Raw genomic sequence first — 11,491 nt, 5'->3', positions numbered from 1 at the left:
AAGCCGCGGATCTTGACCTGGTCGTCGGCGCGGCCGAGGAATTCCAGGACGCCGTCGGTGGTCCAGCGGGCGAGGTCGCCGGTGCGGTACATCCGTTCGCCGGCGAGGAACGGGCAGGCGACGAAGCGTTCGGCGGTGAGGGAGGGGCGGCCGGTGTAGCCGCGGGCGAGTCCGGCGCCGGCGATGTAGAGCTCGCCTGCCACGCCGGCGGGTACGGGCTGTAGCGCGGTGTCGAGGACGTACGTCCGGGTGTTGGCCAGCGGGCGGCCGATCGGCACGACGTTCGGGACCGCCGAGGCGGTCGGCATCGGGAACTGGGTCGCGCACAGTGTCGTCTCGGTCGGCCCGTACAGTGCCCGCACCGCGATGCCCGGGACGGCCTCCAGCACCCGGCGGACGGCCGGGGCGGAGACGACGTCCCCACCGGTCAGCACCTCGCGCACACCGGTGAAGATGCCCGGGTCCTCCTCCGCGATGACGCGGAACAGCCCGGCGGTGACGTGCACGTGGGTGAGCCCGTGCGCCCGGACCAGCTCGCGGATGGCGGAGGCGTCCAGGTCGCCCTGCGGCGCGACGACCACCTGGCCGCCGGAGAGCAGCGGCGCCCACAGTTCGTAGGTCGAGGCGTCGAAGGCGTGCGGGGCGTGGAAGAGCACCCGCAGCCCGTCGGGGTGGTGCCAGCACGGGTCCGTCGCGAGCTGCACCACGTCCCGGTGGGTGATGGCGATGCCCTTGGGCACCCCGGTGGATCCGGAGGTGAACATCACGTACGCGAGCTGCTCCGGGTGGAGCCCGGCGGGCTGGGCGCGCCGCCTGCGCGGGCCGTCGAACCAGCCCTCGGTGAGTGGCAGGACGGGGCAGGGGGCGTCGGCGGCCAGCGGGTCGCCCTGGTGGGCGGGATCGACCAGGACGAGCGCCGCCCGCGTCTCGGCGGTGATCTGCCGCAGCCGCTCGGCCGGGTGCCGGTCGTCCAGCGGGACGTAGGTGCCGCCGGCCTTGGCCACCGCCAGGATCGCCGTCACCAGGTCAGCGGAGCGGTCCATCAGGAGGACCACCGGGGTGTCGGCGCCGACGCCCGACTCGGCGAGGTGGGCGGCCAAGTGTTCTGCCCGGGAGTCGAGTTCGGCGTAGCTGAGCTGTTCGGTGCCGGTGATCAGGGCGGGGGCGTCGGGGGTGGCGGCGGCCTGGGCCTCGAACAGCTGCGGCAGGGTGGCCTCGGGCACCGGTGTCGTCGGTCCGTTCCAGCCGGTGAGCAGGTGCTCGCGTTCGGCGGGGTCGAGGATCTCGATGCTGCCGATCGGGGCGTCGGGGTCGGCGGCGACGGTGCGCAGGACGCGTAGCAGCCGTTCGGCGAGGGCGGTGGCGGTGGCGTGGTCGAAGAGGTCGGCCGCGTACTCGACCGCCACCGACAGGCCCGCCTGGGAGCCCTGTTCGGTGAAGCGGAAGGACAGGTCGAACTTGGCCACGTCCAGCTCGAAGGGGTGGTCCGCGCAGGCCAGGTCGCCGAAGGCGGCGGGCACCGCCGGGTCGCTCTCCAGGGCGACGAGCGACTGGAAGAGGGGATGGCGGGTGGTGCGCGGGGGGTTGAGGTATTCGACCAGGCGCTCGAAGGGGATGTCCTGGTGGTCGTAGGCGTCGAGGTCGGTGCGGCGGACGCGGTCCAGCAGTTCCCGGAAGGTGGGGTTGCCGGACGTGTCGGTGCGCAGCAGCAGGGTGTTGACGAAGAAGCCGACCAGGTCGTCGAGGGCTTCGTCGGTGCGGCCGGCGACGGGGGTGCCGAGCGGGAGGTCGGTGCCCGCGCCGAGGCGGGTGTAGAGGGTGGCGACGGCGGCTTGCAGGGCCATGAACAGGCTGGCGTTCTGCGTGCCGGCCAACTCGGCCAGGGCGGTGTGCAGTTCGGCGCCGACCTCGAACTCGGCGGAGCCGCCCCGGTGGCTGGGAGCGGTCGGGCGCGGCCGGTCGTAGGGGAGCGCCAGCTCCTCCGGGAGGCCGGACAACGCCTGCTGCCAGTGGGCGAGTTGTTCGGTGAGCAGGGTGGTGGGTTGTTGCGGGGTGCCGAGGAGTTCGTGCTGCCAGAGGGCGTAGTCGGCGTACTGCACCGGCAGGGGCTCCCACTGCGGCTCGGCGCCGGCCAGCCGGGCCTGGTACGCGGTGGCGAGGTCGTGCAGGAGCGGGGCGACGGACCAGCCGTCGGTGGCGATGTGGTGCATGAGGACGAGCAGGACGTGCTCGTCGTGCGGGAGGGAGAACAGCGTGGCGCGGACGGGCAGGTCGTGGGCGAGGTCGAAGACCTCCCCGCCGGCCTCGGCCAGGGCGGCCCGGAGCGCCTCCTCGGTGGCCACGGGTATGGTCCGAAGGATCGACTCGGGGGCCTCGGCGACCAGTTGGTGCGGTTGGCCGTCGGTGGTCGGGAAGACGGTGCGCAGCACCTCGTGCCGGGCCACCACGTCCCGCAGCGCGCCTTCCAGCGCGGGGCGGTCGAGGGTGCCGGTCAGCCGGAGGGCGACGGGGGTGTTGTAGAGCGCGCTCGGTCCCTCGAACTGCTCGATGAACCACAGGCGTTGCTGCGCGGAGGACAGCGGGACGCGCTCCGGTCGGGTGGCGGGCCGCAGGGACGGGCGGGCCGCGCCGGAGGCGGGCAGGGCGGCGGCCAGGGCGGCCACCGTCGGGTGGTCGAAGAGCGCGCGGATCGGCAGCTCCGTGCCGAGGGCGGTGCGGACGCGGCTGACCAGCTTGGTGGCGAGCAGCGAGTGGCCGCCCAGGTCGAAGAAGCTGTCGTCGATGCCGACCGAGGCCAATCCGAGGACCTCGGCGAAGAGCGCGCAGAGCGCCTGCTCGATGCCGGTGCGCGGGGCCCGGCCGGCGGCGGCGCCGCTGTAGTCGGGGGCGGGCAGGGCGCGGCGGTCGACCTTGCCGTTGGGGGTGACGGGCAGCGCGTCGAGGGCGACGATCGCGGCGGGCACCATGTAGCCGGGCAGGCGGTCGGTGGCGAAGGCGCGCAGTTCGTCGGGCCGGACGGGGCCCGTGACGTAGGCGACCAGGCGCTTGTCGCCCGGCTGGTCCTGGCGGACCATGGCGACGGCCTGGCCGACGGCCGGGTGGGCGGTGAACGCGGCCTCCACCTCGCCGAGTTCGATCCGGAAGCCGCGCAGCTTGACCTGGTCGTCGGCGCGGCCGACGAACTCCAGTTCGCCCGTGGTGGTCCAGCGCACCACGTCGCCGGTGCGGTACATCCGGCCGCCGGGCTCGCCGAAGGGGCAGGCCACGAAGCGCTCGGCGGTCAGGCCGGCGCGGCCGACGTAGCCCCGGGCCAGCCCGGCGCCCGCGACGTACAGCTCACCGGCGACGCCGACGGGGACCGGGCGCAGTCCGGCGTCCAGCGCGTACACCCGGGTGTTGGGCAGTGGCCGCCCGATCGGTACGGCGGCCGGCACCTCGGCGGCGGCGGCCATCGGGTGGCGGGTCGCGAAGGTGGTCGTCTCCGTCGGCCCGTAGCCGTTCACCACCCGCAGGCCGGGGCAGTGCTCCAGCACCCGCCGGATGGCGGCCGGCGAGACGATGTCCCCGCCCGTCCACACCTCGCGCAGCCCGGCGAAGGTCTCCGGGGCCTCGGCGGCCAGCACGTTGAAGAGCCCGACCGTCATCCAGGCGGCGCCGACCCGCCCCCGGCCGATCGCGGTCGCCAGCTCGGCGACGCCGAGCCGTCCGGCCGGGGCGACCACCACGCGGCCGCCCGAGAGCAGCGGCACCCAGAGCTCGTAGGTGGAGGCGTCGAAGGCGACGGGGGAGTGCAGCAGGACGCGCTCGTGGCCGCCGCCCGCGAACGCCCCGCCGAGCGCGAGGTCCACCACGGACCGGTGGGTGACGCCGATGCCCTTGGGCACGCCGGTCGAGCCGGAGGTGTGCATCACGTACGCCAACTGGTCGGCGCTCAAGGGGAGTCCGAGGTTCCCGGCGGTCTCGTAGCCCTCGGGGTCGAGTGCGTCCGAGGGGTCGAGCACGTCCAGCCCGGCCGTCGCGGGGTGCGCCCGGTGGGCGGTGTCGGCCAGCACCAGCCGGGCCCCGGAGTCCGCGAGGACGGCCCGCAGGCGCTCGGCCGGCTGCGCGCCGTCCAGCGGCACGAAGGCGCCGCCGGCCTTGAGCACGGCCAGGATCGCCACCACCAGGGCGGCCGAGCGCTCCATCAGCAGTGCGACGGGGGTCTCCGGGCGGACCCCGGCCTCGACCAGTCGCACCGCCAACCCGTTGGCCCGTGTGTTGAGTTCGGCGTAGGTCAGCTCGACGTCGCCGGCCGTGAGTGCGACCGCGTCGGGCGCCGCGGCGGCCCGCGCCTCGAACAGCTCGGGCAGCGCGGCGTCCGGCAGCGGCGCGGTGGCGCCGGTCCCGCCGGTCAGCAGCCGTTCGCGCTCCTCCTCGGTCAACACCTGGACGGTGCCGACGAGTTCGGCCGGGTCGGCGACGATCCGGTCGAGCAGGGCGAGGAAGCGGTCCAGCAGGGTGCGCGCCTCGGCGGGGGTGAAGGCGTCGGGCCGGTGGTCCAGGCGCAGTTGGAGGCCGTCGCCCGGGGTGAGGGCCAGCAGCAGCGGGTAGTGCGCGCTGTCGACGTCCTCGACCAGGGTGACGTGGGTGGCGCCGCTCGGGTCGGCCTCGTCCAGGGCGGACGGGTCCGGGTAGTTGCCGTACACCGTGACGGTGTCGAACAGGCTTCCCATTCCGGCGAGTTGCTGGATCTCGGTGAGGCTGAGGTGCTGGTGGTCCAGCAGCGCGGACTGCTCGTGCTGGAGGCGCAGCAGCAGCTGCCCCCAGGTCTCGGCCGGGTCGAGGGTGACGCGCACCGGCACGGTGTTGATGAGCAGGCCCACCATCCGCTCCACGCCCGGCAGGTCGTGCGGCCGGCCGGAGACGGTGGTGCCGAAGAGCACGTCCTCGCGCCCGGTGAGCCGGGCCAGCAGCACGCCCCAGGCGGCCTGGACGAGGGTGTTGAGGGTGACGCCGTAGCGGCGGGCGGTGCGGGCCAGCGCCTCGGTGGCCGCCGGGGTGAGGCCGGTGTGCAGGCGCAGCGGCAGCTGCGGGGCGGCGGCGGAGCGGCCGGGGGCCAGCAGGGTGGGCTCGTCGGCGCCCGCCAGGGCCTGGGCCCAGGCGGCGCGGGCGGCGGCGCCGTCGCGCCGGGTGAGCCAGCGCAGGTACTCGCGGTAGGGGGCGGCCGGGGGCATCGGCTGCTGGAAGTACAGGCCCCACAGCTCCTCGGCGAACAGCGGGGTGGACCAGCCGTCGAGCAGGATGTGGTGCGCGGCGGCGATCAGCTGGTGGCGCCCGGGGGCGAGGGTGAGCAGGGTGTAGCGCAGCAGCGGCGGCCGGGCGAGGTCGAAGCGGCGGCCGTACTCGGCGGCGGCGATCCGCGCGGCCTCGGCCCGCGGGTCGGCGTGCGCCGTCAGGTCGAGGACGGTGAAGGGCAGTTCGACGCCGTCCGGTACGGCCTGCACGGGCGGGCCGTCGGGGCGCTGGTGGAAGCCCGCCTTGAGGTTCGGGTGGCGCAGCAGCAGCGCCTCGGCGGCGGCGCGCAGCCGGTCGGGGTCCACCGGGCCGGTGAGGTCGAAGGTGCAGACGGAGGTGTAGACGTCGGCGCCGTCGGTGTCGTACGCCGCGTGGAAGGCCATGCCCTGCTGGAGCGGCGAGGTGGGCCAGACGTCCACCAGGCGGTCGGGGGCGTGGTGTTCGGCGAGCCGGTCCACGTCGGACTGGCCGAGCGTGACGAGCGGGAAGTCGGAGGGGGTGTGTCCGCCCGCGTCCGGCCGGTCGGCGTGCTCGGCGAGCGCGCGCAGCGCGGTGAACCACGCCTCGGCGAGCGCGGCCACGCGCTCCTCGGCGAGCAGCCCGGTGGCGTAGGACCACTGGGCGACCAGCAGCGGGCCCTGCGGGGTGTCGACGGTGGTGGCGTCCAGGCCGAGCACCCGGCCGAGCGCGAGGCCGGTCGCGGCACCCTCGCTCATCGCCTCGGTGCCGGCGAGCACGTCCTCGGCGGTGACGCCCTCCGGCGCGAAGCGGCCCAGGTAGTTGAACTCGACCTGCGGATCGGCGTACCCCTCCAGCACGGCGGCGGTGGCCGGGTTGAGGTGGCGCAGCAGGCCGTAGCCGATGCCGTTGTCCGGGACGGCGCGCAGCTGCTCCTTGACCCGGCCGAGGGCCCGGCCGAGCCCGGGGCCGGCGGCGGTGACCTCGGACCAGGGCAGCGCCCCGGGGGCGAGCCGGACGGGGTAGAGGGAGGTGAACCAGCCGGCGGTGCGGTGCAGGTCGACGCCGTCGACGATCTCCTCGCGGCCGTGGCCCTCCGCGGTCACCAGTACGGCGCCGTCCGGACCGGTGGTCGCCTCGCCGCGCCAGTGGCCGAGGGCGAGCGCCAGCGCGGTGAGCAGCACGTCGTTGACCTGCGCGTGGTAGGCGGCCGTGACCCGGGTCAGCAGCGCCTGGGTGGTCTCGGCGGGCAGCACGAGCCGCAGGACGCCCTCGGTGGCGTAGGTGTCCCGGGCCGGGTCGAGCGGGCGCGCGCCGAGCAGCGGGTCCGGGGTGGCCAGGGCGGCCTCCCAGAGCGGGAGTTCGGCGGCCCGGCGGTCGGTCCCGGCCTCGGCGGTGAGCCGCTGGGCCCAGCGGCGGAAGGAGGTGGGCACCGGCGCCAGCGCCACGGCCCGGCCCTCGCGGACGGCGGCGAGCGCGGCGAGCAGGTCCTCCTCGACGATGCGCCAGGTGACGCCGTCCACCGCCAGGTGGTGGATCACGAGCAGGAGCTGCGGGGGCAGGCCCGGCCCGGCGTCGAACCGGACGGCCTGGAGCATCCGGCCGTCCTCGGGCGAGAGGCGCTCGCGGGCGGCCTCGGTCTCGGCGCGCAGCGCCTGCTCGGTGGCCGGGCCCGCGACGTGCCGCAGCGCGGTCCCGGCGGGGACGGCGCCGGGGGCGGGGACGTGCAGTGTCCAGGGGCGTTCGGCGAGCGGGGAGGTGCGGGCGCGGAAGACGTCGTGGTGGTCGAGCAGCGCCTGGAGGGCCGTGGCCACGTGCTCGGGCCCGCTCCCGGCGGGGAGGGTGAGCAGGGTGGACTGGTAGAAGCTCTCGACGGCGCCGTGCTGCGCGGCCAGCCAGTGCACGATGGGCGTCGGCGGCACCTCGCCGAGGCCGGCCCCGGCGGGTTCGGCGACGACCGGTCCCTCCAGCGGCCGGGCGATCCGGGCCAGGGCCTCGACGGTCGGAGAGAGGAACACCTCGCGGGGGGTGAGCTGGAGCCCGGCGTTCCGGGCCCGGGAGACGAGCCGGATGGCCACGATGGAGTCGCCGCCGAGCTCGAAGAAGGAGTCCGTGACGCCCACCGCGGGCAGGCCCAGCACCTCGGCGAACAGGCGGGCGAGGGTGTGCTCCAGCTCCCCGGCGGGGGCCCGGACGCCCTCCTCGGCGGCGGCGAAGACCGGCGCGGGCAGGGCGCGCTTGTCCACCTTGCCGTTGGGCGTGAGCGGCAGCCGGTCGAGCACCACGACGGTGGGCACCATGTGGTCGGGCAGCCGCTCGGCGCAGTACGCGCGCAGCTCGGCCGGGTCGGCGGCGCCGACGGTGTAGCCGACCAGGCGGCGCTCGCCCGGGCGGTCCTCGCGGACCAGCACCACGGCCTGGCGCACCTCGGGGTGGGCGGAGAGGGTCTGCTCGACCTCGCCGAGCTCCACCCGGAAGCCGCGGATCTTCACCTGGTCGTCGGCCCGGCCGACGAAGTCCAGCTGCCCGTCCGGCCGGTGGCTGCCGAGGTCGCCGGTGCGGTACATCCGGTCGCCGGGCTCGCCGAAGGGGCAGGAGACGAAGCGCTCGGCGGTCAGGCCGGGGCGCCCGAGGTAGCCCCGGGCCAGGTGCGGGCCGGAGACGTACAGCTCGCCCACGGTGCCCGGCTCGACCGGGCGCAGCCGCTCGTCCAGTACGTGGATGCGCACGTCCTGGCAGGGGTGGCCGATCGGGGGCTGCTCCTCGCCGGTGAGCGGCTCGCTCATGGTGACGATGACGGTGGTCTCGGTCGGCCCGTAGCTGTTGAGCATCAGGCGGTCGCGGCCGCAGCGGGCGGCCAGTTCGCGCGGGATGGCCTCGCCGCCGCCGATCAGGGTGCGCAGGGAGGGCAGTGGCACGTCCGGCAGGGTGGCCGCCATCGCGGTGGCGATGTCGGCGTGGGTGACGCCGTACTGCTCGATCAGCGCGGCCAGCGGCTCGCCGACCAGCTGGCTCTGCTCGCGGGGGAGCACCAGGGCGGCGCCGGTGGAGAGCGCCACGGCCAGGTCGGAGACGGAGACGTCGAAGCTGAGCGAGGCGGCCTGGAGCACCCGGCTGCCGGGGCCGACCCCGGTGGCGGCGACCTGCGTGTCGATCATGCTGGGCAGCCCGGTGTGGGTGACGGCCACGCCCTTGGGCACTCCGGTGGAGCCGGAGGTGTAGATCACGTACGCGGTGTTCCCGGCGCTCAGCGGCCGTACCCGCTCGGCGGCGGTGAAGGGGGTGCCGGGCCGGGTGGCCAGCTCGGCGAGGTGCCCGGGGGAGTCGAGCAGCAGCCGGGGGGCGCCGGTCTCGGGCAGTTGGGCGGCGGCCTCGGCGGTGGTGAGCACCAGGGCGGCGCGGGAGTCGGCCAGCATGTGGCGCAGCCGCTCGGCGGGGTAGGCCGGGTCGGCGGGCAGCCAGGCGGCGCCGGTCTTGGCCACGGCGAGGATCGCGGCGACGGCCTCGGGGGACTTCGGCAGGGCGAGCGCGACGATGTCCTCGGTGCCCAGGCCGCGGGCCGCGAGCACCCGGGCCAGCCGGTTGGCGCGGGCGTCCAGCTCGGCGTACGTGAGGGTGGTGCCCTCGGCGTACAGGGCGGGGGCCTGCGGGGTGCGGGACGTCTGGGCGTCGACCAGCGCGGTCAGGGTCGGCCGCCGGTCGGCTCTGTGCGTCTGCTGGACCCCGGACATGTGACTCTCTCCCTCGTACGGCTGGCCCCCGCGGTGGCGGGAACGGCTTGCTCGGCGACCTTCGGGGCGGTCGGCCCGGGCGGTCGATGGAGCGGCGGTGCGGTGGCGTGGTGGCGCGGTTCTGGTGGTGGCGTGGTGGCGCGGTTCTGGCAGTTCCGGCTGTTCTGGTGGTGCGGCTTCAGCGCTGGGCTGTCGCGGTCAGTGGCCGGACTGCTGGGCGAGCAGGCTCTTCGGCCGCAGGTCCTGCCAGTGCTGTTCGACGTAGTCGAGGCAGTCCTGCCGGCCGGCGGCGCCGAAGACCTGCTGCCAGCCGTCGGGCACCGGGCTGAAGACCGGCCACAGCGAGTGCTGGCCCTCGTCGTTCACCAGGACGAGGTAGCTGGCGTCGGGGTCCTCGAACGGGTTCGCCATCGTCGGTTTCCTCTTTGTTCGGAGAAATTTCGGGGAGGGGGGAATTACGCCGGAGCGCGGCTCACGGACCCCAGCCGGAGTCGGCGTTGGGCGCCGAGACGGGGGTGGCGGCGGCCAGGGGCGAGTACGGGTCGGCGCTGCTCTGGACGCCCAGTCCGGCGACCAGCAGAACGGCGAGAATCCCGAGCATATGGTGAATGCGAACGGCAAGATTCTTCATCGTTAATTCCTTTTTCCGAGGGGGCGGTCGGCCCTCTTCGCTCGGAAATTCATCCTGCCGAGGCTCAAACGGGGGTGGAAGCTCTGGCCATGATCGGGAACACGCATTGCGGGAACCGGAAGCTCGAACAGATCATGTCAAAAACAGACAGATCTGATCCAAAGAGTGCCTGGCACTGTCAGATCAGTGGTGGGAACAGGTCACTGGCGAGGGTTTCGGTCAACCGCCCGCCCGCCCGGCGCGTCGGCGAGGGCGGCCCCGGCCCCCGGAAGCCGCCGAAGCCGCCGCGGGGGCGGGGGTTACGGAGCGTCAGGACAATGGTTCACGGAGCGTCAGAAGTGGGAGCCCCGGCGCAGTTCCTCGCGGACGGCGGGCCAGTCACCGGTCCACGTCCGCCCCGCCGAGGCGGGTGACTCCAGGGCGATCGTCGCCAGGTAGGCGCGCTTGAGCGCGGCCCGCTCGTCCTGCACCCGGCCCGAGGCCTGCTCGATCCGGCGCAGCCGGGCGTGCAGCCGCTCCAGCGCGCCCCCGCCCGCGAGCAGGCGCCGCGCCTCGGGGCCGAAGCGGAAGCCGGCGGCGAGCAGCGGCCAGGCCGACCGCCACACCCGGAACACCTCGCGGTGGCCCGGACCCCACTCCCGCTCGGCCCGGGACAGCCGCGCCATCGCCGCCCGCTCGGTGGGCGCGGCACAGATCTCGCGCAGCGTCCGTGCGAGCGCACCCCAGTCCTCGCCGGGCGCGTGCCGCAGCGCGGCGGGCAGCAGGTGGGCCATCGAGCCGTGCACCAGGGTGCGCGGCCACCGCGCCGCCACCGCCTCGGCCAGGCCCCCGCCGGTGTCGCCGACCAGCACCCAGACCTCGCGCACCCCGCGCTCGGTGAGCTCGGCCAGCACCTGCGGCCAGTGCTCCCCGTCCGTGGCCGGCCACAGGCCCAGGACCTCGCGCCCGCCGTCGGCGGAGATCCCGAGCGCCAGGTGCACCAGCGGGCCGCCCGAGCGGCCGCTGCGCACCGCGTCGAGGAAGACCACCGGGTAGACGGGGTCGAGCGGGCACCGGCGCCGCTCGTCGAGCTCGTCGAGCACCTGGTCGGTGATGGCGGAGACGGTCTCCCGGCTGAGCTCCACGCCGTACACCTCGGCCAGGTGCGCCACCAGCTCGCCGGAGCTGAGGCCGCGCGCGGTGAGCGAGATGACCAGTCGGTCGAGGCCGGGCAGCCGGCGGGCCCGGGGGCGGACGGCCCGGGGGGTGAAGCTGCCCTGGCGGTCCCGGGGCACCCGCACCTCGACCGGGCCGACCTCGGTGAGCAGCCGTCTGGCCCGGGCACCGTTGCGGACGTTGGCGCCGGGTTCGGCCCCACGCAGGTGCTCCTGGAGTTCGAGCTCCAGGGCGTGCTCGATCAGCTGCTTGGCGAGCGTCTGGAACAGCCCGCCGTCGCCCAGCAGCCGGATCGCGCCGGAGCCGACCTGCTCGGCGGCGGCCTCCGCCAACTGCCGTACCAGCCGCTGGTCCACCAGCTCGGCCAGGTCCACGGGCGGGACCGCCGGGCCGGGATCAGCTCGCAACAAGGGGTGCCCTCCGTCTGTCGGCCGTTCGTCCGCCGGCCGTCCGCCCCGGCCGCCCTGACGGGGCGACAGTCACGAGACGGCGGCCGTCCGCCTGTCACCGCGGCCGGGTGCGCTCGGGTCCGCCACTGCCGCGGTCGGCTTCCCCGCCTCCGGGCGCGCTCGGCTTCGCCGTCGACCGCTGATTTCCGCGCCACTTGGGCGTACACTCACGGCAGTCAGAGCCCGGGGGGACGGCTTCCGAACGACAGGTGATTTCCATCCTGCCATTTCAGATGCCTTGCGGTGGCCGGTACGGGCATTCGTGAAACCGCAATGCCGAAGCCGGAAGGATG

Annotated in this window: 4 protein-coding genes; all 4 read right to left on the bottom strand. The window is 75.2% G+C overall.

Annotated features, from left to right (window positions below):
* Positions 1–8,963 (bottom strand): amino acid adenylation domain-containing protein (locus AB0O82_RS19440; protein WP_363585186.1); only part of this gene is annotated, 8,963 nt, incomplete at its 3' end.
* A 198-nt stretch (positions 8,964–9,161) separates the two neighbouring features.
* Entirely contained in the window at positions 9,162–9,374 is a 213-nt protein-coding gene (locus AB0O82_RS19435) for an MbtH family protein (protein WP_363585184.1), read from the bottom strand.
* 61 nt (positions 9,375–9,435) lie between these two features.
* A complete protein-coding gene (locus AB0O82_RS19430) occupies positions 9,436–9,564 on the bottom strand; it encodes a hypothetical protein (RefSeq protein WP_363585182.1) in 129 nt (42 codons plus the stop codon).
* Positions 9,565–9,926: 362 nt separating this feature from the next.
* The gene (locus AB0O82_RS19425; RefSeq protein WP_363585180.1) at positions 9,927–11,159 is read right to left on the bottom strand and encodes an IS256 family transposase; all 1,233 of its coding nucleotides are present in this window, start codon (positions 11,157–11,159) and stop codon (positions 9,927–9,929) included.
* Positions 11,160–11,491 lie beyond the last annotated feature (332 nt).

This window comes from Kitasatospora sp. NPDC088264 (assembly GCF_040685715.1).
GTDB lineage: Bacteria > Actinomycetota > Actinomycetes > Streptomycetales > Streptomycetaceae > Kitasatospora.
Note: the sequence above shows the minus strand (reverse complement) of the source record. Positions and strands in the feature narration are given on the sequence as shown.

What these genes read in the sequence shown, in the direction of transcription:
- AB0O82_RS19435 (WP_363585184.1), bottom strand. Translation starts at nt 9,374, where the DNA reads ATGGCGAACCCGTTCGAGGACCCCGACGCCAGCTACCTCGTCCTGGTG.
- AB0O82_RS19430 (WP_363585182.1), bottom strand. Translation starts at nt 9,564, where the DNA reads ATGCTCGGGATTCTCGCCGTTCTGCTGGTCGCCGGACTGGGCGTCCAG.